The sequence below is a fragment of the Tardiphaga sp. 285_C5_N1_2 genome (assembly GCF_052076065.1).
Lineage (GTDB): Bacteria > Pseudomonadota > Alphaproteobacteria > Rhizobiales > Xanthobacteraceae > Tardiphaga > Tardiphaga robiniae.
In genome coordinates, this window is sequence record NZ_CP197241.1 from 6,095,274 (window position 1) to 6,120,209 (window position 24,936).

Sequence of the window (24,936 nt, forward strand, 5' to 3'; positions counted from 1 at the left end):
ACGGGGCGAGATGCCGGGTTTGGGAGCAGAGAGCAAGGTGGGCGCACCAGACGTCACTGGCGTCAGTGCGGTTGCCGCGTCACCAGTCGACGCGACGGGTGTCACCACACCCGTTGCGGTCACGGCTCTGCCGCTCGACGAGACCACCAATATCAAGAACATCAATCTGCTGATCCAGTTGCGCTGGATCGCAGTGGTCGGGCAGGTTCTGACCATCGGCTTCGTGCATCTGGTGATGGGCATTTCGCTACCGCTGATGGCCATGGTCATGGTGCTGTGCGGCTCAGTATTCCTGAACGTCATCAGCCAGGAGTGGCTGCGCCAGCAGACCGACGCGCGTGACCGCGAACTGCTCCTGCTTTTGCTGCTCGACGTCGCGGCGCTGACCGCCCAGCTTTATTTGAGCGGCGGTGCCACAAATCCATTCATATCGCTCTATCTCCTGCAGGTTACGCTCGGGGCGATGTTGCTGAACGGCCGCTCGACCTGGGTCGTTGTTGTTGTTGCCTGTCTGTGCTTCGCCGGACTGATTGTATTTCATCGCCCGCTGGCGCTACCGGAAGCGCTGCGCGACGATCTGTTCGAGCTGCACATTATCGGCATGTTGATCTGCTTCGTGCTCGACGCGGCGCTGATCGTCGTTTTCATGACGCGCATTGCAGAAAACCTGCGCGAGCGCGACGAGGGTCTAGCAGCGCTGCGTCAGCAGGCCGCGGAGGAAGATCATATTGTGCGCATGGGCCTGCTCGCTTCCGGCGCCGCGCATGAACTCGGTACGCCGCTGGCCTCACTGTCGGTGATCCTCAGTGACTGGCGTCGGATGCCGGAACTTGCAGGCAACCCGGAGCTGATGGAAGAGATCAGCGAGATGCAGGCCGATGTGCAGCGCTGCAAGTCGATCGTCACTGGAATTCTCATGTCAGCGGGCGACATGCGCGGCGAGGCGCCGGTTGTGACGACCGTCAATGGTTTCTTCGGCGAACTGGTCGAGGACTGGCGCGGCGCGCGCTCGATCAACACGCTGGTCTATGAGAATCGGTTCGGCGAGGACATGCCGATCGTGTCGGACTCGGCGTTGAAGCAGATGATTTTCAACGTGCTCGATAACGCCAACGAGGTATCGCCGCTCTGGGTGCGCCTCGCTATCGAGCGCGATGGCGATTCGCTGGTGCTGAAGGTCAGCGACATGGGGCCGGGTTTCGCCAAGGAGATGCTGGCGAATTTCGGCAAGCCATATAATTCAAGCAAGGGCCAGTCCGGGCGCGGGCTCGGTCTGTTTCTGGTGGTCAATGCCGTCCGCAAGCTGGGCGGCGCAGTGGTGGCGGAGAATCGTCCTGTGGGCGGTGCCCTCGTGATGTTGTCGCTACCACTATCCGCCCTCGCGATTGGAGCGCGCAAACATGTCGGGTGAACGTCTGCTGATCATTGTCGAGGATGACGAGGGTTTCGCGCGCACGCTGAAGCGATCGTTCGAGCGTCGCGGTTACACCGTGCTGCATTCCGAGGGCTTCGAGACCTTGACCGAGGTGCTCGGCGACAAGGTGCCGGGCTATGCGGTGGTCGATCTCAAGCTCGGCGGAGCCTCGGGCCTGGCTTGTGTCGAGGCGTTGCATGCGCTGAGCCCTGAGATGCTGATCGTAGTGCTCACCGGCTATGCCAGCATTGCCACGGCGGTGGAGGCGATCAAGCTCGGCGCGTGTCATTACCTCGCCAAACCTTCGAACACCGACGATATCGAGGAAGCGTTCCAGAAGGCGACCGGCGACGTGCAAGTGGCCCTCACGGAACGTCCGACCTCGATCAAGACGCTGGAATGGGAACGCATCCACCAGACGCTGGTGGAGAGCGATTTCAACATTTCGGAGACGGCGCGCCGCCTCGGCATGCATCGCCGCACGTTGGCACGAAAGCTGGAAAAACGTCAGGTGAACTGAAGCCGCTGAAGGTTTGGTGAGCTAGCAGCGGCCCCGCTGCTAGCAACACCCCTGTTGCCGGAACCAGTGCGACACGGCGCTTTCGAACGGTGCCCAAGCGCGTTCAAACGCCTTGAACTGGGGCACGCTCTTGCGATAGAGCCCGCGCAACTCGGTCTCCATGGCCTCCAGGTCGACGCCGGTCGGCTTGCCATCGCGGCTGATGGTACGCCCGTCGACCACGACATCGCGAATGCAGCTGCTGTTGCCGCGGGCAAACAGCATGTCGATCGGATCGACCGGCATGATGGCATCGCGGTCGAGCTGGCCGATATCGAGTGTCACGAAATCTGCGGCTTCTCCGGCGGCGAGCGTGCCCGGGCCGGGGGCGCCGATCGATCTGCGGCCATTGCGGATGGCAAGCGCGAGAAACTCCGCACGGCCCCATGTGCGGTCGAAGCCGAGGCCGTCATGCGCCATCTGCACGAGACGCATTTCGCGGATCGCATCATCGTCCTCGTCGAGGGCAACGCCGTCGATGCCCACGGCGATCCGGCAGCCGCGGCGATGTGCATCGGCAATGGGTGCAAGACCGGAATGCAGATGCAGATTGGAGCTGAAATTCGTCACGATGGTCGCGCCGGACTCGGCGATCATGTCGAGTTCGTCCGGCCGGGTATGGATGCAATGCGCCAGTGTCAGGCGGTTGGACAGCAGGCCGATATCTTTAAGGTAGCGCACAATGCCGCTCGGAAAAGCGCGGTCGGCCCATTGCCGCTGATAAATCGTCTCGAGCAGATGCATGTGCACGCGCCGGCCGGTCGCCGCGGAGTGCTCGGCGATGGCTTCGAGCAGCGCAGGCGAGCACCACTGGACGCCGGCCGGACCGTATTGCACATCGATCATCGGACCAGCGATGGCTGCATGAATGGCTTCGACACGGTCGAGATATTCGGATGGTGTCGGGCTCGGACGAATGAACATGTCCTGGATCGTGCTGCGATCGTCCTCAGGCAATACGGCAAGCACGTCGGCGCTATCGCCATAGACGATCGGGTTCTGGTCGCGTACGGCCAGCGCGAAGGCCAGCCGGATGCCGACATCGCTCGCGGCCTTTGCGATTGCGATCGACTCATCGACGATCGGCATCTTGCCGCTCGGCCGGGTATAATGAATCATCGCGCCGCCGCAGCCTACGCGCGCCGAACGGGCAAGCGAGACAGCGGCGACGAGATAGGGATCGGGCGGCGTGCCGAAGGCTGAGCGTGCGATCCACGATTCCAAGGGCATGTTCGATGCGCCGAAGGATGTCATGGACGGCCGGGCGTGGTCGTGGGCGTTGACCAGTGCGGGGATAATCAGGTGGTTTGTCTGCGGCGAAATATGCGCGCCGGCCGAGACGCTCGTGATCAGGCCATCCGCATAATGGATGCTGGCCTGAGGCACGAGGCCTCGATCTGTGCCGGTGAAGATATTCGTCGCAGACAGGATCCCGTTCATCCGCGTGCAAGCCTTAGTTCGCCGTATAGACCAGTTCGCGATCTCCGCGCGCCGGCAGGAATTCGCGGGAGAATACTTCCTTCGGGGTCGGGGTGCGCTTCAGGTCGTAACCTTCGACGACCATGCCGATGGCACGGGTCATGCGGTCATCCTTGATGTCGCCGACGCCGATTTCTTTCATCTCGGGCGAGACCATCAGCTTGTCGAAGGAATATTGCAGGCGGCGCTTCTCGACGGGAACATCGACCAGATTGTCGAAGGCGACGACTGACGCCATGCCGGCGTTCTGATCCTTGGCGACGGCGATGTTGGCCTTGTTGATGGCACGGACGAGGCCAGCAACGGCCTTCGGATTCGACGCCAGCAGCTTCTGCGATACCATCACGCCGTTCGAATACAGATCGAGACCGAATTCACCGAACGAGAACCACTTGTAGTCCTTTTCCGGATCCTGACGGTTCAGGACGAGGTTGAAGTAGCTGGTGATGTTGAACACCAGCGCGGCGTCGATATCGCCCTTGATCAGCATCGGCTCCTGCAGATTGGGAGCCATATTGGTGACCTTGATCTTGTCGGCTGCGAGACCATTCTTCTGGATGAAGACGGGAAGGAGACGGGTCGTCGGCGTGCCCTGCGCGCCGCCCAGCGTGTGTCCTTCGAAATCCTTGATCGTCTTGATGCCACTGGTGTTCTTGGTGACGATCGAGAAGGGCGGCTGGTTCCACATCATATAGACCATCACTGGCGCATCCTGCGGACGCGTCGATGAGTTCTGGATGATGGCATTGACGTCGCCGAAGCCGGCATCCCAGGCGCCGGACATGATGCGGGTCACTGTTGCGCCCGAGCCTTCGCCCTGATCGATGACAACGTTCAGACCCTCTTCCTTGAAGTAGCCTTTGTCTTTCGCATAGAAGAACGCCGCGTCACTGCCCTGGGTTTTCCAGCCCAGCGTGAACTTGATGGTCGTCTCCTGAGCGAAGGCGGAGCCTGTAAGCAGGACACTGCCGACTGCGAGGGCGGTCAATCTTTTCAACATGACGTTCTCCTGGTTGATGTGGGTGGATTAGGTTGCGACGAGATCATTCTTGCGTGTGGCCCAACCGGTCACGCGCGCCTCGATCAGAGAGAAAATGACGTAGAGCGCCACGCCGAGGATCGCGAGAATGAACAGGCAGGCGAACACCAGCGGGACGTTGAAATTCGACGATGCGCTCATCATCACATTGCCGATGCCGCGATTCGACGCGACGGTCTCGGCCAGAACGGCACCGACAAAGGCGTAGCTGACGGCGACTTTCAGTGAGGCGAAGAAGAACGGCATGGTGCGCGGCAGGCCGACATTCCAGAGAATGTCCATCTTGCTTGCACCGAGTGCCTTCAGCACGTCTTCCAGCTCGGGTTCGGTGGTCGCGAGGCCGGTCGCGATATTGACGACGATGGGGAAGAAGCAGATCGACAGCGCGGTAAGAATCGCAGGCACGGAGCCCGAGCCGAACCACAGCACGAAAATCGGCACGACGGCGACTTTAGGGATCGACGAGAAGCCGACTAGCAGCGGATAGGCGGTATCATAGGCGACTTTCGAGACGCCGATGACCGCGCCCAGCACCACGCCGAGGCCGACACCAAGCACGAAGCCGGCCATGGTCGTGCCGAGGGTCTGTAGAATATGCGGCCACAGGATCGGGAAGCGCGCGATTAGCGTCGCAATGATTTCCGTCGGACGCGGAAGAACCAGATCCGACACGCCCGACATGGCGCAAAATAATTGCCATCCGACGAAGAAGACGACGATCAGTCCGAACGACCAGAGTTTTTGACGCAGGCCTACACTCATGACTTATGCCTCCTGCGCTTCGGGAGCGCTGCTCCGGGCGTTGACGATGAGTTCACGCAGGCGCTGATTGAGTGCGACGAAATCAGGCTCGAAAGTCATGGGGATGGTGCGCGGCCGTGGGAAATCCACCGGCCTGTCGTCGAGGATGCGGCCCGGTCGTGCGCTCATCACGCAGATGCGACTGGCCAGGAAGCCGGCTTCGCGGAGGTCATGCGTGACCAGCAGCACCGTCGGTTTGTGTTGCAGCCAGAGGCTCTGCAGGATCGACCAGAGTTCTTCCTTGGTGAACTGGTCGAGCGCGCCGAACGGCTCGTCGAGCAGCAACATGCGCGGCTCATGGATCAGCGCGCGGCACAGATTGGCCCGCTGCAGCATGCCGCCGGACAACTGCCAGGGATATTTGTTGCCGAAATCCTTGAGGCCGACCTGGGCCAGCAATGCATGGGCCTTGTCGCGAAATTCGCCTGTGCGCTTCTGCCGATACTCGGACCGGAACGGCTCGACGATCTTGAGCGGAAGCATGATGTTCCGCTCGATGGTCAGCCAGGGCAGCATGGTCGGGTTCTGGAACGCCATCCCAATCCGCAACGCCTTGGCGGCGACCTCACGCCCGCCGACGATGACGACGCCGGTAGTGGGGCGGAGCAGATTACTGACGAGCTTGAGGATCGTCGACTTGCCGCAGCCGGAGGGGCCGACAAGGGCGAGGAATTCGCCGTCGGGAATGCTAAGGTTGGTCTCGGCGAGTGCCGGCGTGGCGGTCGGGCCGCGGCCGAAGGTCACCGAGGTGGCCGACAATTCGATCGCGGTCGGCCTGCGCTGGGCTCCTGCGGCCCCCATGTCTTGCATACTTGTCATAACTATAAGTGCATGCAATTGGGGTGCCACTTGAGTCCGGGGCGAAACGTTGTCATTTTACGTTTGCTCGCCATTCCATGCGGAATTATTGGGCAGTCACTCTCCTCGATTGCATGCACTTCGGGCACGGCCCGGAATGCCCAAATCGCGACAGGTTCGATCTGAATGCCAGAAGCGCCGAATTCAAAAGACAAGGTTGGGGTGATCTGCCGCGCGCTGCGGCGGGCGATCATCGAGCAGGCTCTGGAACCCGGCGCCAAGCTTCCCGAGGACTCCCTGGGTGAGCGCTTCGGCGTTAGCCGCACCATTGCGCGCTATGCACTCGGGCAACTGGCGTCCGAGGGGCTTGTGGAGCTGCGACGTAACCGCATCGCTGTGGTCGTGACGCCGAGCTGGCAGGACGCGCGCGACATCTTCGACATCCGGATGGATCTCGAGCGGCTGATCGTCCGCAAGATCGCCGGCAAGCTCAGCAGCAGTCAGATCGCGCGCCTCAAGGCGCATGTCGAAGCGGAGCGCGAGGCGCATGACGGGCCGAACGCCGTGTCCATTCGCCTGGCGACTGAATTTCACATCATGCTGGCGTCGATGACCAACAGTCCGGTGCTGGTTCGCTATGTCAGCGAGATCGCCTATCGCTGCTGTCTGACACTGTCGCTGTTCAGCCGGCCGCATTCATCGGAATGTGGCATCAGCGAGCACATAGCGATCATCGAAGCGCTGCAGGAAGGCGATGCCAACAAGGCGATGTCGCTGATGCATTCGCATCTGGACTCGGTCGCCAACCGCGCGCTGGTGGAGCCGACCCCGGCGCGGGGCCGGGATCTGCTCGACGTACTGGCCCCCTATACCGAGGAAGCGACCTGAAGGCGTCGTGGCGTCTATTGCAACCGGCGCAGCAGAAATTCGTAGAATTTTGGATTGTCCGCCCGCGACACATTGATCCTGATCGCCCGTGCTAGCGGACTGTTCTTGTCGAGGCAGAACAGGCTTCCCGGCGCGATGAAGATGCTGTCCTTCGCGCCTTCGCGCGCCAGCGCCATATCGTCGATTCCGTCCGGCAGCAGCAGATACAGGTAATAGCCCGTGCGTGCGTCGGCATAGAGCTGATGTCCGCCGCGCACGAGATTGGCGCGCACCTGGCCCATGGCGGCTTCACTCCGCTGTCCCAGCCGCTTCAGGTGCCGTTCATAGTGGCCGTCCGCGAGCAGCCGGTGCAGCAGCCGCTCCACATGGCCGGAACTGTTGACGGTGGTGAGCATCTTCAGTTCGGCCAGCGTCGCGATGCGGTCGCTGCGGGCCGCGATGAAGCCCGATCGCAGGCTTGCCGACAGCGTCTTCGAAAAGGTCCCGATCGAGATCACATTGTTCAGCTGATCGAGCGTCGCCAGCCGGCTGTTCACCGCCATCGGCAGATCGGCAAACGGGTCGTCCTCGACGATCACGAGGTTCGATCGCATCGCCGTCTGAAGCACCGCATGCGCCACGGGCAGCGTGATCGATCCTCCGGTCGGATTGTGGCCAAGCGACTGCGTGAAAAACAGCTTCGGCCGCTCCGACTGGATCTTTGCGGCGAGGTCGTTGACATCCGGCCCATCCGCCAGGCGGCGAACGCCGACGATGCGAACCTGCGCCAGCGTGAGCTTTGCGAACAGAGGATAATAGCCGGGCTCGTCCACCAGCACTGTATCGCCAGGCGACAGCATCGCGCGGATGATCAGGTCGAGCGCGTGATTGGCTCCGAATGTGAGCAGAAGCCCGTCTTCCGTCACCGCGATTTGCTGGGCCTGTAGCCGCAATGCGATCTGTTGTCGGAGCGGCAGGAATCCGAGCGCGGAGCCATAGGCGTCAGCGGCGGCCGGCAGGATCCGTCCGGTCCCGCTCAGATGGCGCTTGATCTCCGATTGCTCCGTCCACGAAGCCGGCGGCCGTCCGTCGCCGACGCGGATCTCGAAATTCTGCGAGAGCTGGGCACTTAGCAGCGATGCGATGTCGACGGCTTCGCTCACGTGTTTCGGTCGCCCGCCATCATCGCCGCGATAGATGACCACGAAACCGGAGCCTGCCTTTGCTGCGACGAGATTGCCAAGCACCAGTCGGTCATAGGCTTCGACCACGGTGTTCTTCGACACGCCAAATTCCCCGGCGGCTTTTCTGATCGAGGGCAGGCGGTTGCCTTCCGGCAATGCGCCGGAGAGGATTTGCACACGCAACCGGCCGGCCAAAGTCTCGGCCAGCGTTGTGCTGCGGTCGGACGGCTCACGAGAAGCGGTCAAGCAATGCCTCCAGGTGCAGTGCTGGACGGTCCATCGGAACCGTACCTTTCTCCAAGAGCGACAAGATTGAATTCAATCGTCCAGTCTCATGTCTTCGCGCAGATGGACCTGGTCTGCACTCCATTTGCGCGGAAGAATGCTGCATCCGCGAATAGAGAGGTCATATCGCCATGGGTACAGTCTAGGACAATATTTCAGAACTGTCTCTTTCGAACGTCATCCGCGGATGCCTAACGTGCCGCCAACAGAAGACCCTGTGTGGGAGGCGCCGTAATGGCCGGTTCGAAGTCGGGCGAACAGCCCGGAAAGATCAATTCGCGTTTGGAAAATCTGCGTAATCTCGCGCCTGCCGAAAGGCTGGGCCGTGTGATCGACGCGACCTCGCTCGGTGATACCGAGCGCGCGGCCTTCGGCCCCGGTGCGCTGCCGCTCGAACTCGCCAATGGCATGATCGAGAATGTCATCGGCACTTTCGAACTGCCGGTGGGTATCGCCACCAATTTCACCGTGAACGGCCGTGATTACCTGATTCCGATGGCGGTCGAGGAGCCGTCGGTGGTGGCCGCGGCGTCCTATATGGCGCGCATCGTTCGCAAATGCGGCGGTTTCCAGACCTCAAGCTCAGCGCCGATCATGCGTGCGCAGGTGCAGGTGCTAGGCGTGACCGACGTGCACGGCGCCCGTGCGCGCGTGCTACGCGAGCGCGATGCCATCCTTGAGGCGGCCAATACCAAAGACAAGGTGCTGATCTCGCTCGGCGGCGGCTGCCGCGACGTCGAGGTGCATGTGTTCGAAAACACATCGGTAGGGCCGATGATGGCCGTGCATCTCATCGTCGACGTACGCGATGCCATGGGCGCGAACACCGTCAACACGATGGCGGAGACGGTCGCGCCGCTGATCGAGAAGATCACCGGCGGCGAGGTTCGCCTTCGTATTTTGTCGAATTACGCGGATCTGCGCATCGCGCGTGCCATGGTGCGCGTCACACCGGAAGCGCTGAAGACCGACGAATACAGCGGCGAGCGGATCGCCCGCGGCATCGTCGAGGCCTGCGCGTTTGCGATCGTCGATCCCTACCGCGCTGCGACCCACAACAAGGGCATTATGAACGGTATCGATCCCGTGGTGGTCGCCACCGGCAATGACTGGCGCGCCATCGAGGCCGGCGCCCATGTCTGGGCTTCGCGCTCTGGCCGCTACACCTCGCTCACCAATTGGGAAATCGATGGCAGGGGCAATCTCGTCGGCACCATTGAGATGCCGATGGCGCTCGGCCTCGTCGGCGGTGCCACCAAGACCCATCCCGCCGCGCGAGCGGCCCTGAAGATACTTGGCGTGCAGAGTGCGCAGGAACTGGCGGAAGTCGCCGTTGCTGTCGGTCTGGCGCAGAACATGGGTGCGCTTCGTGCGCTGGCCACCGAAGGCATCCAGAAGGGGCACATGGCACTGCATGCGCGCAACATCGCCATCGTCGCCGGCGCCACCGGTGACGAGATCGAGATGGTCGCCGTCGCGCTCGCCGCCAATCACGAGGTGCGTGTTGATCGCGCCAAGGAAGTTCTCGAGAAGCTGCGTTCGTAAAAAGTGGAGGCGTTCTAACGCCACTTTGTGCAACGCAACTTCGTGCAGGCATCACGCCTGCACGGCCGGCGGGTATGAAAATGTATATTCGATACTCATGCTCTTGTACGAAAACCATGCGTGCCGATGTTGTCGGCGGACATTCGTATGGACTGGGAGGATGATGTGAACACAGCAGAAAAGATAGGTGGGCTCAAGGAGCGCAACGGTCCTCTCAAGGGCGTGACGGTGCTTGACATCACGCGTGTTGTCGCAGGTCCATTCTGCTCGATGTTGTTCGCAGACCTGGGTGCCACCGTGATCAAGGTGGAGCATCCCGGAGAGCCGGATTATGCGCGGACCTTTCCACCCTTCGTCGGCAACGGCGATGAGCAACTCAGCGCCTTCTTCACCCAGTTCAACCGCAACAAGAGGGGCATCACGCTCAATCTCAAATCCGAGGATGGCAAGGCCCTGCTGAAGAAGCTGGTGCAGAAGGCCGACATCCTCGTTGAGAACTTCCGTCCCGGCACGATGGACAAGCTTGGCCTCAGCTACGAGGTGCTGCGCGAACTCAATCCCAGGCTCGTCTATACCGCTATCAGTGGCTTCGGTCGCACAGGTCCAAACTCATCCAAGCCGGCCTATGACAATACGGGGCAGGCGGCCGGCGGCCTGTGGTCGATGAATGGCTATGCCGATATGCCGCCCGTTCGCGTCGGGACGATCATCGGGGACCTCGCCGCTTCCCTCTATGCGGCTATCGGAACGCTCGCAGCATTGCGAGAGGCGGAGAAGACCGGCGTCGGTCAGGTGGTCGATGTATCTCAGCAAGACTCCGTGCTGACACTGACCGAGAACGCCGTGGTCCGTTACACCGCGCAGAAAGAGGTCGCCTCGCCACTGGGCAACGATCATCCGTTCGTTCGGCCCTATGGCCAGTTTCCCTGCAAGGACGGTTATGTTTTCTTCGGCGGCTACACCGACAAGTTCTGGGCGATTACCTGCACCCTGTTCGGCGAGCCGGAACAGGCCAAAGATCCTGCCATCGATACGATGGAGAAGCGGTTCGATCACGCGGTGGCAGAGACCAAGGTCAAGCCGCTGTTGGAACGCTGGTTCGCGAACTACACCAAGGCCGAACTCGAGGAGATGGCCGGCGACAAGATTCCGCTCAGCGCCATCAAGACCATCGCCGAAGTGGTGGAAGACCCGCACATCGCTGCGCGCAACATGATCGTCGACGTTCCGATCGCCGGAAAGCTGATCGGCATGTTCGGTCTGCCGATCAAGCTATCCGGTGCGGGACAGATGTCGTTCGAAAAAGCGCCGCTGCCTGGCGAGGACAATGCAGAGGTTCTCTCCCGGCTAGCGGATGTCACGGCGGCCGAACTGGTGCGTCTCAAGGCGTCGGGAGCGATCTGATGGCGATTGATTTCACCAAGGACAGTCACGTCGCAACGGTCCGGATCAACCGGCCGGACAAGATGAATGCGCTGACGCTCGCCATGTATGACGACCTCGGCCGCGCATTCCACGCCATCAAGGATGACGATGAGATCCGGGCCGTGGTGCTGACCGGTGCGGGCGATCGCGCCTTCTGCGTCGGTGCTGACCTCCGGGAGTCTATTCCTGCACTTGCGGCGGACACGATCGACATCTCTGCCTGGGATCCGGCCCACATCAAGTTTCCCGGATTCTATAAGCCGGTCATCAGCGCGATTCGCGGCATGTGCATGGGCGGCGGGTTCGAGATCATGCTGGCGACGGACATCCGGATCGCGGCGCGCGGCGCTGTCTTTCAACTGCCTGAACCGAAGCACGGTTTCGTGCCGGCGGGAGGCACGCTCGTGCGCCTGGTCCGGCAGATCGGCTACGCGCATGCCATGGAGATCATGCTGACGGCGGAGCGCTTTTCCGCGGATGACATGCTTGCCAAAGGCGTCGTCAACCGGGTTGTCGATTCCGAACAAGTCGAACTGCTGGCCTATGAGATGGCAGCCAGGATTGCGGCACTGAGTCCGATCGCCATCCAGACCATCAAGGAAGCGGCGCTGACGCTTCAGGATCTGTCGCTCGCAGAAGCATTTCGCGTGGAGGCCGCACTCGGTCAGCGCACCTTCACGAGTGCGGATGCCAAGCGTGGCCTGGCTGCGTTTGCGAACAGAGGAAACGGGAAGTGACGATGCGATAGGTCCCTGGAGAGATCGCGCGTTGCAGGCATATTGAAAAATCAAAAACGTAAAAGGGGTGGAGGATATGAGACGATCTGAACTGGGTGCGTGCTTTACGACGGCGATTGCCAGCGTTTTTCTTTGTACCGTCTCTGCTTTGGCGCAGAACGCACAGGTCTCGGATGGCGTCGTCCGTGTCGGCGTCATCGAGGATATGTCGGGCGTCTATGCCGACATTACCGGCAAGGGTGCCGTGACTGCGGCGCAGATGGCCGTGGAGGATTTCGGCGGCAAGGTCCTCGGCATGCCGGTTGAAGTCGTATTCGCAGATCACCAGAACAAGCCCGATATTGCCGCCAACGCTGCACGCAAATGGTTCGATACCGACAAGGTCGATGTCATTCTCGACGTTGCGTCGTCGTCGCCTGCTTTGGCCGTCCTTGAAATCGCCAAGGAGAAGAAGAAGATCATCACGCTGAGCTCGCCGGGATCGACCCGGATCACGAACGAGGTGTGTGGACCCTATGTGGCTCATTGGGCCTATGACACATTCGCGATCGCGAACAGCACAGGTAAGGCGCTAGTCAGCCAGGGTTTCGATACCTGGTATTTCGTGACGGCGGACTATGCGTTCGGTCAAGGCCTCGAGAAGGACACTGGCGATGTCGTCAAGGCATCGGGCGGCAAGGTCGCCGGTGCAACGAAACACCCGGTCGGGACCGCGGACTTCGCCTCCGTCCTACTGCAGGCACAGTCGTCCAAGGCCAAGGTTGTGGCTCTCGCCAATGCCGGCGGCGACACCATTAATTCGATCAAGCAGGCGGCAGAGTTCGGCTTGACAGCAGGCGGCCAGAAGCTCTCGGCACTGGCCGGATTTATCAACGACGTTCACGGTCTCGGGTTGAAGGAGGCCCAGGGGCTGACGATCACCGAGGCGTCGTATTGGGACATGAACGACGAGACGCGGAAATGGTCGAAGCGCTTCTACGGGAAGGTGAACGCCATGCCGAACATGCTTCAGACCGGCACATATTCATCGGTACTGCATTATCTGAAAGCCGTGCAGGCCGCCGGCACCGACAGCACCGAAGAGGTGATGAAGAAGATGCGTGAACTGCCCGTCAATGACGTGTTCTACAAGAACGGCAAGATCCGCGAAGATGGTCGTATGGTCCACGACATGTATCTGTTCGAGGTGAAGAAGCCGAATGAGTCCAAGGCACCATGGGACTATTACAAACTGCTCGCCACGGTACCCGCCGATCAGGCGTTTCAGCCGTTGGCGCAGTCGCGCTGCCCGCTGGTGAAGAAGTAAGATAAACGCAAAAAGGCCCGCCAGAATGGCGGGCCTTTTCAGTTTTATCTCTAGGGTGCGATACGCTTACACGTCCACATTCGCGCTGAGCGAATTGTCCTGGATGAATTCGCGGCGCGGTTCGACCACATCGCCCATCAGTTTGGTGAAGATGTCGTCGGCCTCGTCGACTTCCTTGACCCGGACTTGCAGCAGCGAACGCTCATTGGTGTCGAGCGTGGTTTCCCAGAGCTGGCCGGGGTTCATCTCGCCCAGACCTTTGTAGCGCTGCAGGGCCACGCCCTTGCGGCCGGCGTCGGTGACGGCCTCGAACAGCGAGACGGGGCCGTGAATCGGGAATTCGATGTCCTTGCGGCGCAGGACGCCGGATTTCGGATAGGCTTCCTGCAGGCTGCCGGCATATTCGTCGAGCTTGCGCGCATCGGCGGAGCCGAGCAGGGCGTCGTCGATAAAGGAGACGTCCTTCACACCGCGAATCGTACGTTCGAAGAAGAAGCCCTGGCCTTCGCGGAATTCACCGATCCAGCCACGCTCGACTTCGTCGGCCAGCGCGTCCAGTCGCTTGGCGATGTAGTCGGCAGCGGCATTGGCGGTGGCGAGATCAGCGGTGACCCGCGGATTGAGCACGCCAGCGATTGCGGCCTGCTCGACGACTTTGCGATTATAGCGCGAGTGCAGATTGTTGAGAGTGCCGCGGATGATGCGGGCATCTTCCACCAGCGCTAGCAGATCGCGGCCTGTGCGATCCTCGCCCGAAGCGAGCTTGAAGATGCAGTCGTCGAGACCGGTATCGATCAGGTAATCTTCCAGCGCCCGCTCGTCCTTGAGGTATTGCTCGGACTTGCCGCGCGTCACTTTGTAAAGCGGCGGCTGCGCGATGTAGAGATAGCCGCCTTCGATCAGCGTCGGCATCTGGCGGAAGAAGAACGTCAGCAGCAGCGTGCGGATATGCGCGCCATCGACGTCGGCGTCCGTCATCAGGATGATCTTGTGATAACGCAGTTTCGACAGGTCGAAGTCGTCGCGGCCGATGCCGGTGCCGAGCGCCGTGATCAGCGTGCCGATCTGTTCGGAGCCGAGCATCTTGTCGAAGCGCGCGCGCTCGACATTGAGGATCTTGCCGCGCAGCGGCAACACGGCCTGGAATTCGCGGTTGCGGCCCTGTTTCGCGGAGCCGCCCGCCGAGTCACCCTCGACGATGAACAGTTCGGACTTGGCGGGATCGCGCTCCTGGCAGTCAGCCAGCTTGCCGGGCAGGGAGGCGATATCCAGCGCGCCCTTGCGCCGAGTCAGTTCGCGGGCCTTGCGCGCGGCTTCGCGGGCGGCGCCGGCCTCGATCACCTTACTGACGATGATCTTGGCTTCGGTCGGATGTTCCTCAAACCACGAGGCAAGGGCTTCGTTGAGAACGTTCTCGACCACCGGACGCACTTCCGAGGACACCAGCTTGTCCTTGGTCTGCGACGAAAATTTCGGATCGGGCACTTTCACTGACAGCACGGCAGTGAGACCTTCGCGGCAATCGTCGCCTGTCAGCGCGATCTTTTCCTTCTTGGCGACAACTTCGGCATAGCCGTTGACTTGGCGCGTCAGCGCGCCACGGAAACCGGCCAGATGGGTACCACCGTCGCGCTGCGGGATGTTGTTGGTAAAACACAGCACGTTCTCGTGGTAGCTGTCGTTCCACCACATTGCGACTTCGACACTGATGCCGCTCTGTTCGGCGCGCATTACGATCGGCGTCGGCACCATCGCCTTCTTGTTGCGGTCGAGATATTTGACGAATTCCTCGACGCCGCCCTCATACATCATGTTCTCGGTCTTCTCGACCGGATGACGCAGATCCGACAATCTGATGTTGACGCCGGAATTCAGGAAGGCGAGCTCGCGCAGACGATGTTCGAGTGTCGCGAAATCATATTCGAGTGTCGTGAATGTTTCCGCCGAGGCATAGAACGTCACTTCGGTGCCGCGCCTGCCATTGGCATCGCCGACCACCGAGAGCGGCGCCACCGCGTCGCCATGGGCGAATTCGATGCGGTGCTCTTTGTCGTTGCGCCAGACGCGCAGGATCAGTCTGCTCGACAGCGCGTTGACGACGGACACGCCGACGCCATGCAGACCGCCGGATACCTTGTAGGAGTTCTGGTCGAATTTTCCGCCGGCATGGAGCTGGGTCATGATGACCTCGGCCGCCGAAATGCCTTCGCCCTTGTGAATGTCCACGGGAATGCCGCGACCGTCGTCGCGCACCGTCACCGAGCCATCGGCATTCAGAATAACTTCGACGGCGCTGGCGTGACCCGCAAGCGCTTCGTCGATCGCGTTGTCGACTACTTCGTAGACCATGTGATGCAGGCCCGAACCATCGTCCGTATCGCCGATATACATGCCCGGGCGCTTGCGGACGGCGTCGAGTCCCTTCAGGACCCGGATCGATTCCGCACCGTATTCGATGGGAATGGCATGCTCAGTGTCGGCGATGGGTTGCCGGGCTGGTTCAGTCATGTAGGGGCCTTCGAAGGTGTGCCGAATCAGCGCGGAAAACGGCGCTTGAATCGCTCTATTTGTGCCATGAAAGGCGCATTGCGCCTAGCGCAAAGTAACGCGCCGCAAGCTATTGAATAAATAGGTTTTTTTGGCGCCGTTTCAAGCCGATTTGAGACCGTTTTCGTAGCCTGATTTCGCGCCTGTTCCGGGCGTCGAAATGCGCGGCTTACGTGCATCCGAGAGGCTATTTTTCGGCCAATCCTGCAGCCGGTTTGGCGGGGGTCCCCTTCAGGCCGCGCCGGGCGATCAAATGCGCGGCCAGCACGACAGGCTCCAGCAGAACCATTCCGAACAGAATGCCAAACAGGCGGTCATAACCGGGCTCCAGGGCGGCATTGGCATAGTTGTCAGGCACCAGCACCACGAGGAAGGCCAAAGTGAATTGCAGGCCCGCATAACTCATGGAGGGCGGACCATTTTCGATGTGACGGCCGATCATGACGCCGAGCGCGAGTCCGATGGTCATCACGACAGGCGAATGTTGGCTGACCAGCAGGATTGCGCTGGCCAGCAGACCGCCCGCGAGACAGCCGACCAGCCGGTTCATCATGCGCGAGGAAACCGGGCTGAGCATGCCCTCCGCCAGCGAGGCGGCGGGCACCAGCATGACCGCGAAGATCGTGATGCTGGATTGGCTGAGCGACGGGATGCCGAGCCACTGCCAGGCCCACGGGATCAGCGCCAATGCAATGCCGCCGACCAGAGCGTGACGCGCTACCGTGGCGTGCCATTGCCGCGTCGGCTGGTCGACCGGCTTGGCGCGCAGATTGTTGTCCGGATTCGGTAGCGCGCGCCGCACTGTCCAGGTCGAGATCGCACTGACGATGACGCAAGCGGTGGTACCGGCCAGCACTTCGAGCACGCGCGTCGAGGCAAAGCGCAGGATCGGCTCGCGCGCATGCTCCATGCCTTCGATCAGCACCATCAGGAAAGTGAGGCCGGTGAACAGCCAAGCATAGGCGCGGCGGCCGACGATGGCGAAATAGAGCGTGACGCCGCCGCCGATCAGAAGACCGAGACTCAGCAACAATGGCTGCTTGAGCACGAACGGCGCCGCGGCAAGCGCGAGCCCTGCACCTGCGAGCGTCCCGATCACACGGAGCAGCCCGCGGGTGAAGCTTTCGGTGACGTGCGAGCGCATCACCATGTAGCCGGAGAATGCGGCCCAGCCGACATTCTCAGCGCCGATGGCGTGCGACAAGACGATCGCCAGCAGCACCGAACAGATGCATTCGGCCTCATCGATCATGCGCGGTCCGGGAATCGGAAGCGAACGCATTTCGGTTCCGAACGCGCGTGCGATCCGCGACAGATGAATGGCCAAAAATACCAGCATGGCCAGATATTTATGCTGTCGAACGTGGTCTACAACAGACGATTTCTCATGGCCCAATGCAGTGGCGGAAGCGCGCCCTGGCGCGCTTGCACGTTTTGTTCTTAGTAGAGTTGCAGCGGGAGGATATCCCGACCGTCAGGGCCAACCATCAGGCCCCAGCTGTCGTTGGCTGCGACCTTGATCGTGCTGTCATGCGCGGGCTTGCCCGCGGCCTTGATCGTGACCTTGTAGGCGCCGGGCGGCAGTTCCATCGTCGGACCGTTCGGATTTTGCGGTCCGCCCACGCCGGGCGCGACCTTGATCGTCTTGTTATTGACGCTGACTGACACTTCCGCGTCACCCATATTGCCGAACAGCAGCCGAACCTTGCCCAGTGCAGGCAGGATGCCCGCCTTCGTCGCTTCTGCGGGATGGCGCACCACCAGACTGACCGTGGTCTCGTCGTTGCGGCGTTCCAGCTTCAGCATGGCCGGCCCATCGGGGGCCTTGAAGGCGAGCGTGGCGCTGTCCGGCTTGATGACAGCGCTCTTCGTGTCTTCCTGCCACTGTCGCTGCGTGAGTTCGCGTCGGTAGAACGCCAGAACCGAGTCCAGTCCCGCAGGCACAGATGCACTCAACTCATGTCTGAACGGCGCGCCGCTTGGCAGCCCTGAAGTACCCAGCGATCGCAACGTCCGCTGCTTCGGCGTGGGATAATCGGTGTCGCCATCGGACTCGAGAACCTGTTCGGCGCTCTTGGCGTTGCCCGTGGTGGTGTTGGCAACGGCCGCGACTGGCACGCCCTTCAGGCCCGAGCCTGTCGCCGTGACATTGACCTTCGGGCCCATCTGCATCGCCGTCAGCGAGATGCTCTGCTTGGCCTTGCTGAAATTCAACACCACCATATTGGGATTGTTGATGACTGACGGCGTGCTCTTCCAGCCGAGCGTCTTCATTCCGCTGCGGTAAAAATCCGCCAGCGCGCTGACGCTTGATGAGCTGTTGAATGCGAGCCTGCCATCGGCGCCGTCGAAGTCGATCTCGCTGGCGGTGTCGGGGACGGGAATCGGTGTCGAACCGTCCATCGCGCGCAACGCAGTTTCCGGCCCACGCGCGGCTTGTGCCGCTGCGCGCTTCGCATCCGCTTCGGCAATAGCCGCTTGCCCGAACGCGAGTGCATCCTTGATAAAGCGGTCGTCTGTTTCCTTCTTGGCCTTGGCGCGCGCAGTGATCACCGATGGCAGAACCTGTACGTTGATCTGCACGGTGGTCAGATCGTATTTGCGACCGATCTGCATCGTTGCCGTCTCTTCCGGCGATGTGAATGCGAGCGAGGCGCGATCGGCGGTGACGACGGTGTCCTTGCTCTGTTCGACCCAGCCCTTCTTGCCGAGTTCGCGGCGATAGAAGGCCAGCACCGGGCCAAGTTCAGCCGGGATCAGCGCATGCGCTTCACGCTTGATGGAATCCGCGCTGCCCGTGGTTCCTGCGGATTTAATGCGTTCCGGTCGCGGCAGGCCTGCGGATTCAGGGCCCGCAGCGAGATCTTGCGGAAGCGCGAAGGGCGCGACGCGAATTTCGACGCTGGTCTTGTTATCGGCGCTCCGCTGCAAGGTCAGCATCACCGGCAATTGCCGCGTGTTGCCGTCACGAGAAAAATAGACGCGCACGCCATTCGCGATCGTCTCGTCGATCTTCGCATCCGGCCAACGCGCCTCGGCTGCGCCCGCGGACAGCGGCGACCAGCCCAATGTAGCGAGTTCTTTCTGAAAGAAAGCGAGCGTCGCATCAACGGTTTCAGCCGTCGTGCATCCAAGATACGGCCGCCGTTCGTCATAGACGATATCGGTCGCGCGATCGGGGAAAGGCAGGTTCACTTCCAGGCGCTGCGAGCTGTAGCTGACGCCCGACCGATCGGTTCTACTGCCGTCGCTCATAAAAGAGGCCGACACACCCTGCGCACCCTTCTTGTACCAGCGATTGCGATCTGATCCCTCGAGCGGCGGCGTGTAGGCGATCCAGCCATCGGCTGCGAGTAATTTTCCGGTGTTGGCAATGGTGTCCGCGACGTTGCCTGCGCCGAAATAGCTGGCGCTGAGATTGGGGTATTTGGTGGCTTCAGGCCGGGCCATCGCGCCTTCGATATGCGGCAGCGTTCTCACATCCACCAGGCCGTCTTCCGCACGGCAGGCCAGCGAGCCGCCAGCGATGGCGGTGCTGACGAGCAGGGCTAACAGATAGCGTCTGGCCTGGACCTGCGCCCCGTGCTTGCTTGAAAACATCACTGAAAGCCTCCGGCGTTTGCTTGCGTGCATGCAAAAGCGCTGCCCACAAGGGCAGCGACATCATTTGCGCGGGGCACATAGAGTGAGTTGTGGGAGGTGTTGCTTTGGTTCAACCGGCCGGCTGGCGACGCGCGATACGCCCATTGGCGACGTCGAAAATCCCGCCGGATGGGCCGATATCTGCGAAAGCAACAGGATCGGCGCCGGTCATCCAGACCTGGGCGCCCAATTTCGAGAGTTCGCCGAACAGCGACTTGCGCCGATCAGGGTCGAGATGGGCGACGACTTCGTCAAGTAACAAGAGCGGCGTGATGCCGGTCATCTCGGCGACCAGCGTGGCGTGGGCGAGGATGAGCCCGATCAGCAGGGCCTTCTGTTCGCCGGTGGAGGCATCGCGCGCCGGCATGTTTTTCGGCGCATAGATCACCTGCAGATCGGTGAGATGCGGGCCGTCGAGCGTGCGGCCGGCGGCGGCATCACGGGTGCGACCATCGCGCAAGATCTGGCGATAGCGATCTTCGACCGCTGTGGCCGGTTCATTGACCAGCGCATTCTCCATCCAGCCGTCGAGCATGATGAGTGCGGATGGAAAGGCCGAGGCTTCGCCGCGGACGCGGAGCATCTCTGCGAGCCGCATTGCAGTCTGGCCCCGTGTCGCGGCGACGGCGACCGCGAGTTCGGCTGTCTCCCGCTCGATGGCGTCGAGCCAGTGGGCGTCGCTGTTCCGGTCTTCGAGCAAGCGGTTGCGCGAACGCAGGCTTCGCTCGAGCGCGGAGACGCGACCGGAGTGATCCTTGTCGATGGCCAGCACGAGGCGGTCGAAGAAGCGCCGGCGTTCGGAGGCGGCGCCCATGAACAGCTGGTCCATGGCTGGCGTCAGCCACACCATGCGCAGGTGATCGCCGAATGCCGCGGCAGAACCGACAGGCTCCCGGTCGATACGACAGCGACGGCTGGTGGACGCACCTTCTGCCGCGGGGGCATCGATGCCGGTGCCGAGTGTGGCGAGACCAACCTCACCCTCGACTGTCGCCGACACGGCCCAGGAACCGTCGCCTTCGTTATTCGCAACGTCTTCGAGCGTCGCGCGGCGCAGGCCGCGGCCGGGCGACAGAAACGAGATCGCTTCGATGCAATTTGTTTTGCCGGCGCCGTTCGGGCCGACGAGGGCGACCATGTCCGCCGACGCCTCCAGCGACGCCGCGCGATAGCTGCGGAAATTGGTGAGTGACAGGCGATGGATGCGGGAGGCGGTCATTCGTGAATATGGGACTCAGCTAAAGTCGTCGCAACGCGCCGCGCCAATCTCCGTCGTCATCCCCGCCGAGTGCGCCGAAGGCGCATGCGGGGCGGGGATCCATAACCACGGCCGGCACAATTAAAACGGCAGAGTCGTGGCTACCTGGCTGCAACTAGTTCTTCGGAAGCTATGGATCCCCGCTTTCGCGGGGACGACACCTGAAGGAACTCACACCCGCATCGGCATCAGCACATAGAGGGCGCCCTTGGCGTCCTTGTCCTGTACCAGCGTCGGCGAACCGGGATCGGCGAGGCGCAGCACGGCGACTTCGCCTTCGATCTGGGCGGCGATGTCGAGCAGGTAGCGCGAGTTGAAACCGATATCGAGCGCGTCGGAGGCGTATTCGACCTCGAGCTCTTCCGTCGCGCTGCCGGAATCCGGATTTGTCACCGACAGCACGAGCTTGCCCGCCGACAGCGCGAGTTTCACGGCGCGGCCGCGTTCGCTGGAGATCGTCGAGACGCGGTCGACTGCGTTCTCGAAATCCTTCTTGTCGATCACCAGTTCCTTGTCGTTGTTCTGCGGGATCACGCGGCCATAGTCGGGGAAGGTGCCGTCGATCAGTTTCGAGGTCAGGACCACATTGCCGAGCGTGAAGCGGATCTTGCCCTGGGACAGCTCGATGGTGATCTCGGCTTCCAAATCCTCGATCAGGCGCTGCACTTCACCGACCGTCTTGCGCGGCACGATGACGCCCGGCATGCCGTCGGCGCCCTTGGGCAGCTTGAGGTCGATCTGTGCCAGACGATGACCGTCGGTGGCGACGGCACGCAGGGTCGCCGCGGTCGCGGTGCCGGCGGCGTGGAGATAGATGCCGTTGAGATAATAGCGGGTCTCTTCGGTGGAGATCGCAAACTGCGTGCGGTCGATCAGGCGCTTGACGTCGGAGGCGGGCAGCGCAAACGAGTGCGTCATTTCGCCGGCGGCGAGATCCGGGAAATCATTCTCCGGCAGCGTCTGCAGCGTGAAGCGCGAACGTCCAGCGCGGATCGCCATCACCGAGCGGTCGCCATCGGCTTCGAGCACGATCTGGGAGCCGTCCGGCAGTTTGCGGACGATGTCGTAAAACATATGCGCGGGCACGGTGGTGGAACCGGCGGTGCCCACTTCGGCGGCCAGGGTTTCCGTGACTTCAAGGTCGAGGTCGGTGGCCTTTAGCGACAGCCGGGCATTTTCGGCGCGGATCAGCACATTGCCCAGGATCGGAATCGTGTTGCGGCGCTCGACCACGCGATGCACGTGGCTCAGCGACTTCAGGAGTTGCGCGCGTTCGACGGTGACCTTCATAACAAAACCCGCCCGATTCAATCCGGTGTCGTGTGGAAATGCCTGGCGGCCCGAATGGGCGCCGCGGCGATGACACCCGCAAGCTCGATCAAGTGGATTTTGCTCAATCCCGCGGGGGACCGCAAGGTGGCGTGGATGGCCGGGAAGCGCAAGAGAGATGCGCTTCCGGCCCCCAATGTTTTGACGGTTAACACCCTCGTCCTGCCCGGCGCACACTTTGGCGCACCGGGGGCGGGGACGCTTTTACTCCTGTAGCTGGCGCTTCAGCGTCTCGACCTCATCCTGCAGGGCCACGTCCTTGCCGACCAGCGCCTCGATCTTGCGCACGGCATGCAGAACCGTGGTGTGATCGCGGCCACCGAAGCGGCGGCCGATTTCCGGCAGCGAGCGCAGCGTCAGGGTCTTGGCCAGATACATCGCAACCTGACGGGGGCGCACGACATTGGCGGTGCGGCGCGACGACAGGAGGTCGGACCGGCTGACATTGTACTGACGCGCGACGACACGCTGGATGTCCTCGATCTTGATGCGCTTTGGCTCCTGCGGGCGGATCAGGTCGCGCACTTCGCGCTCGGCCATTTCCAGCGTGACCGGCGTGGCGTTCAGCTTCGAATGCGCCAGCAGGCGGTTGATTGCGCCTTCGAGGTCGCGGCCGTTATGGGTGATGGTGCGGGCCAGATAGTCCAGCACCGGCTCCGGCACCTCGAACGAGGCGTGATGTGCACGCGCGGCGGCAACGCGCGATTTCAGGATGCCCAGGCGCAGCTCTTCGCCGAGCGAGCTCATTTCGACGACGAGACCGCCGGCGAGGCGCGAACGCACGCGTTCGTCGAGGCTTTCCAGATCCGATGGCGGACGATCAGCGGCGATCACCACCTGGCGGCCAGCATCGATCAGCGCATTCAGTGTGTGACAGAATTCGGCCTGCGTGGTCTTGCCCTGCAGGAACTGCATGTCGTCGATCACCAGCACGTCGATGCCGCGCAGCGCTTCCTTGAAGGCGAGTGCCGTCTGCGTCTTCAGCGCTGCGACGAAGCCGTACATGAACTTCTCGGCGGTGAGATACAGCACCTTGCGGTCGGGGCCGGAATTGCCAGCCCAAGTCACGGCCTGCAACAGATGGGTTTTGCCGAGGCCGACGCCGGCATGGATGTAAAGCGGGTTGAACATCACCGGATCGCCGCGGCGACCTTCGGCGACCTGACGCGCGGCAGCATGAGCCAGCGTGTTGGCGCGGCCGAGCACGAAGCTCGCAAAAGTCAGGCGCGGATCGAGCGGCGAGCCGCCGAGTGCTTCATGGCTTGCGGACACCGGCGCGGTGGCCGTGGCACGGAGTTCGTGCGCGGGACGGTTGTTGAACGTCTCGGTGCGGCGTGCTTCGGTCGGCGCTGCGGCTTCCTTGTTGGCGGGCGCAACGTTGCGCATCGCCGAACGCACGGTGAGATCGACGCGATGAACTTGCGGCATCTCGGCCTGCCAGGCGTTCAGCACGCGCTCGGCGTAGTGGGCCTGGATCCAGCTCTTCAGGAATCGGGTGGGTACCGAAAGATGGACGCTGTCGTCCTGCACGCTTTCGAGATCCATCCGCGCGAACCAGCTGGAGTAAACGTCTTCGCCAACCGTCGACCGCAGCCGACCTTTCACGCGAGACCAGTGATCCTGTTCCATATTAGCCATTGTCAGAGAACTTTTCAGATAGAGTGAGTGTCCGGCACAACGCTGCCGATGAATGTCCGCGTATGGAGACGCGGTGCGACCTCGTGTGACGCGTCGTCTTCGGGCACAGCTCCGCCAACGGCCATCCGGCCGAGGTCAGATCAGTGATGTCGAAGAGGACCTCGTCGCGAGGTCAGCGCGTACTGGAGGGTCTGTCGGGAACGTGGGCGGAGGTGTGGGTCGCCGTATCTGAACGAGACGCAGATCGCGGTCGCTGGAATGCTGTCGTGGTCGATTTGCGCATAAAGCCTCCCCCGCTCACCGCGGTCGCTCGCGGCAAGATGTCAGTTCACATGTGGTTCAAAGTCAGTCCGCAACGCTGAACATCGAAACTCGTTCAGTCGTATTCCCGTATCGTCGTCTTGCCCGCTCGCCTGCCCGCTTACTTCCGCACCGTCAGCTTTGCTGGTTGCGATTGGCCGGTGCGCATTTCTTTTCAAAGCATCCGAATGGATACCCGAGAAATTTCGACACAGAACAACCCTTCCCATATTGCTATGGGCTGCGATCCGATCAAAGCTTGGAAGGTGTCGCTAACCTGAAGACCGTCGCTGATCCTAAGGTCCGTCCTGGTTCTTAAATCGCTCTGATCTGAAGAACCGCGGGCGCCGCGAGTGATTAAAGAAATACAGCACGCCCGGTTTCTCGCAACGGAATCATTTTTCAGGTGCCCCGCAAAAGCCTCACTTGCGCAGCCCGGAACACGTCGTGATTTTTTTGACGATGCGTCAAGGTTTTGAATCAACGCGCTGAATCGTAATGTGACAGTGCCGTTGCAGATTCGATCCAGCGAAAAAAGAAATTCATAATTCATTTACGAATGAAGGGGCCGAGTCCGCGTTTTCAAACTGGTCCGCTTCGCTATGCCGATAAGTGATTAGAGCCGCGCGTTTTTTTCTGTGCGTTGAGTCAGGGTAACCCTAGACATCGGACTCGCGCTGGCGGCGTGGCGCTGTTGCTTTTTCAGAATCACGCTGACGCAAGCGATAACGCGGATTGGCACTCGGTGTGATGCGTTGTGCGTTCCGGCTGTGCCGTTGAAGA

Annotated in this window: 18 protein-coding genes; 7 read left to right on the forward strand and 11 right to left on the reverse strand. The window is 61.6% G+C overall.

Features of this window, described 5'->3' with window-relative positions:
* Positions 1 to 37 precede the first annotated feature (37 nt).
* A complete protein-coding gene (locus AB7951_RS28905; protein ID WP_439062025.1) occupies positions 38 to 1,411 on the forward strand; it encodes an ATP-binding protein in 1,374 nt (457 codons plus the stop codon).
* A complete protein-coding gene (locus AB7951_RS28910; RefSeq protein WP_120287572.1) occupies positions 1,401 to 1,934 on the forward strand; it encodes a response regulator transcription factor in 534 nt (177 codons plus the stop codon). Before AB7951_RS28905 ends, AB7951_RS28910 begins: the two co-directional genes overlap by 11 nt.
* Before the next feature lie 39 nt (positions 1,935 to 1,973).
* Here AB7951_RS28910 and AB7951_RS28915 read toward each other — a convergent pair whose 3' ends face one another.
* The 4 genes from AB7951_RS28915 to AB7951_RS28930 are packed head-to-tail and all read right to left on the reverse strand — an operon-like array spanning position 1,974 to position 6,111.
* The gene (locus AB7951_RS28915) at positions 1,974 to 3,413 is read right to left on the reverse strand and encodes an amidohydrolase family protein (RefSeq protein ID WP_120287571.1); all 1,440 of its coding nucleotides are present in this window, start codon (positions 3,411 to 3,413) and stop codon (positions 1,974 to 1,976) included.
* Between the two features lie 13 nt (positions 3,414 to 3,426).
* The gene (locus tag AB7951_RS28920) at positions 3,427 to 4,452 is read right to left on the reverse strand and encodes an ABC transporter substrate-binding protein (RefSeq protein ID WP_120287570.1); all 1,026 of its coding nucleotides are present in this window, start codon (positions 4,450 to 4,452) and stop codon (positions 3,427 to 3,429) included.
* 27 nt (positions 4,453 to 4,479) lie between these two features.
* Entirely contained in the window at positions 4,480 to 5,253 is a 774-nt protein-coding gene (locus AB7951_RS28925; RefSeq protein ID WP_120287569.1) for an ABC transporter permease, read from the reverse strand.
* Positions 5,254 to 5,256: 3 nt separating this feature from the next.
* Positions 5,257 to 6,111 (reverse strand): ABC transporter ATP-binding protein, encoded by an 855-nt coding sequence (locus tag AB7951_RS28930; protein ID WP_120287568.1) that lies wholly within the window; start codon positions 6,109 to 6,111, stop codon positions 5,257 to 5,259.
* Between the two features lie 165 nt (positions 6,112 to 6,276).
* Between AB7951_RS28930 and AB7951_RS28935 the strand changes: the two genes are divergently transcribed.
* Positions 6,277 to 6,978 carry a GntR family transcriptional regulator gene (locus AB7951_RS28935; protein ID WP_120287567.1) on the forward strand — a complete coding sequence of 234 codons (702 nt, stop codon included), beginning with the start codon at positions 6,277 to 6,279 and terminating at the stop codon, positions 6,976 to 6,978.
* Positions 6,979 to 6,992: 14 nt separating this feature from the next.
* Here AB7951_RS28935 and AB7951_RS28940 read toward each other — a convergent pair whose 3' ends face one another.
* Positions 6,993 to 8,387, reverse strand: a complete 1,395-nt coding sequence (locus AB7951_RS28940; RefSeq protein ID WP_120287566.1) for an aminotransferase-like domain-containing protein — start codon at positions 8,385 to 8,387, stop codon at positions 6,993 to 6,995.
* A gap of 273 nt (positions 8,388 to 8,660) precedes the next feature.
* On the opposite strand from AB7951_RS28940, the gene AB7951_RS28945 reads away from it, so the two are divergent.
* From AB7951_RS28945 to AB7951_RS28960, 4 genes are all read left to right on the forward strand, one after another.
* Entirely contained in the window at positions 8,661 to 9,971 is a 1,311-nt protein-coding gene (locus tag AB7951_RS28945; protein WP_120287565.1) for a hydroxymethylglutaryl-CoA reductase, degradative, read from the forward strand.
* Between the two features lie 165 nt (positions 9,972 to 10,136).
* A complete protein-coding gene (locus tag AB7951_RS28950; protein ID WP_439062024.1) occupies positions 10,137 to 11,375 on the forward strand; it encodes a CaiB/BaiF CoA transferase family protein in 1,239 nt (412 codons plus the stop codon).
* Entirely contained in the window at positions 11,375 to 12,133 is a 759-nt protein-coding gene (locus AB7951_RS28955) for an enoyl-CoA hydratase/isomerase family protein (protein WP_120287563.1), read from the forward strand. Before AB7951_RS28950 ends, AB7951_RS28955 begins: the two co-directional genes overlap by 1 nt.
* Before the next feature lie 76 nt (positions 12,134 to 12,209).
* Positions 12,210 to 13,439 (forward strand): ABC transporter substrate-binding protein, encoded by a 1,230-nt coding sequence (locus AB7951_RS28960; protein ID WP_120287562.1) that lies wholly within the window; start codon positions 12,210 to 12,212, stop codon positions 13,437 to 13,439.
* A 66-nt stretch (positions 13,440 to 13,505) separates the two neighbouring features.
* On the opposite strand, the gene gyrB is transcribed toward AB7951_RS28960, so the two are convergent.
* From gyrB to dnaA, 6 genes are all read right to left on the reverse strand, one after another.
* The gene (gene gyrB, locus AB7951_RS28965) at positions 13,506 to 15,947 is read right to left on the reverse strand and encodes a DNA topoisomerase (ATP-hydrolyzing) subunit B (RefSeq protein ID WP_120287561.1); all 2,442 of its coding nucleotides are present in this window, start codon (positions 15,945 to 15,947) and stop codon (positions 13,506 to 13,508) included.
* Between the two features lie 226 nt (positions 15,948 to 16,173).
* A complete protein-coding gene (locus AB7951_RS28970; RefSeq protein WP_199711981.1) occupies positions 16,174 to 17,268 on the reverse strand; it encodes an FUSC family protein in 1,095 nt (364 codons plus the stop codon).
* Positions 17,269 to 17,426: 158 nt separating this feature from the next.
* Positions 17,427 to 19,586 carry a hypothetical protein gene (locus tag AB7951_RS28975; protein ID WP_120287559.1) on the reverse strand — a complete coding sequence of 720 codons (2,160 nt, stop codon included), beginning with the start codon at positions 19,584 to 19,586 and terminating at the stop codon, positions 17,427 to 17,429.
* A 112-nt stretch (positions 19,587 to 19,698) separates the two neighbouring features.
* Complete coding sequence (gene recF, locus AB7951_RS28980) at positions 19,699 to 20,847, reverse strand: DNA replication/repair protein RecF (RefSeq protein ID WP_439062023.1); 1,149 nt, start codon at positions 20,845 to 20,847, stop codon at positions 19,699 to 19,701.
* A gap of 210 nt (positions 20,848 to 21,057) precedes the next feature.
* Positions 21,058 to 22,176: a DNA polymerase III subunit beta gene (dnaN, locus tag AB7951_RS28985; protein ID WP_089263411.1), complete on the reverse strand. Its 1,119-nt coding sequence runs from the start codon at positions 22,174 to 22,176 to the stop codon at positions 21,058 to 21,060.
* A 243-nt stretch (positions 22,177 to 22,419) separates the two neighbouring features.
* Entirely contained in the window at positions 22,420 to 23,853 is a 1,434-nt protein-coding gene (gene dnaA, locus AB7951_RS28990; RefSeq protein WP_120287556.1) for a chromosomal replication initiator protein DnaA, read from the reverse strand.
* Positions 23,854 to 24,936: the final 1,083 nt, after the last annotated feature.

Excerpts from the sequence above, each read along its gene's own strand:
- AB7951_RS28910 (WP_120287572.1), top strand. The coding sequence starts at position 1,401 with ATGTCGGGTGAACGTCTGCTGATCATTGTCGAGGATGACGAGGGTTTC.
- AB7951_RS28915 (WP_120287571.1), bottom strand. The coding sequence starts at position 3,413 with ATGAACGGGATCCTGTCTGCGACGAATATCTTCACCGGCACAGATCGA.
- AB7951_RS28920 (WP_120287570.1), bottom strand. The coding sequence starts at position 4,452 with ATGTTGAAAAGATTGACCGCCCTCGCAGTCGGCAGTGTCCTGCTTACA.
- AB7951_RS28925 (WP_120287569.1), bottom strand. The coding sequence starts at position 5,253 with ATGAGTGTAGGCCTGCGTCAAAAACTCTGGTCGTTCGGACTGATCGTC.
- AB7951_RS28930 (WP_120287568.1), bottom strand. The coding sequence starts at position 6,111 with ATGACAAGTATGCAAGACATGGGGGCCGCAGGAGCCCAGCGCAGGCCG.
- AB7951_RS28935 (WP_120287567.1), top strand. The coding sequence starts at position 6,277 with ATGCCAGAAGCGCCGAATTCAAAAGACAAGGTTGGGGTGATCTGCCGC.
- AB7951_RS28945 (WP_120287565.1), top strand. The coding sequence starts at position 8,661 with ATGGCCGGTTCGAAGTCGGGCGAACAGCCCGGAAAGATCAATTCGCGT.
- AB7951_RS28955 (WP_120287563.1), top strand. The coding sequence starts at position 11,375 with ATGGCGATTGATTTCACCAAGGACAGTCACGTCGCAACGGTCCGGATC.
- AB7951_RS28960 (WP_120287562.1), top strand. The coding sequence starts at position 12,210 with ATGAGACGATCTGAACTGGGTGCGTGCTTTACGACGGCGATTGCCAGC.
- gyrB (WP_120287561.1), bottom strand. The coding sequence starts at position 15,947 with ATGACTGAACCAGCCCGGCAACCCATCGCCGACACTGAGCATGCCATT.
- AB7951_RS28970 (WP_199711981.1), bottom strand. The coding sequence starts at position 17,268 with ATGCGTTCGCTTCCGATTCCCGGACCGCGCATGATCGATGAGGCCGAA.
- AB7951_RS28975 (WP_120287559.1), bottom strand. The coding sequence starts at position 19,586 with ATGTTTTCAAGCAAGCACGGGGCGCAGGTCCAGGCCAGACGCTATCTG.
- recF (WP_439062023.1), bottom strand. The coding sequence starts at position 20,847 with ATGACCGCCTCCCGCATCCATCGCCTGTCACTCACCAATTTCCGCAGC.
- dnaN (WP_089263411.1), bottom strand. The coding sequence starts at position 22,176 with ATGAAGGTCACCGTCGAACGCGCGCAACTCCTGAAGTCGCTGAGCCAC.
- dnaA (WP_120287556.1), bottom strand. The coding sequence starts at position 23,853 with ATGGCTAATATGGAACAGGATCACTGGTCTCGCGTGAAAGGTCGGCTG.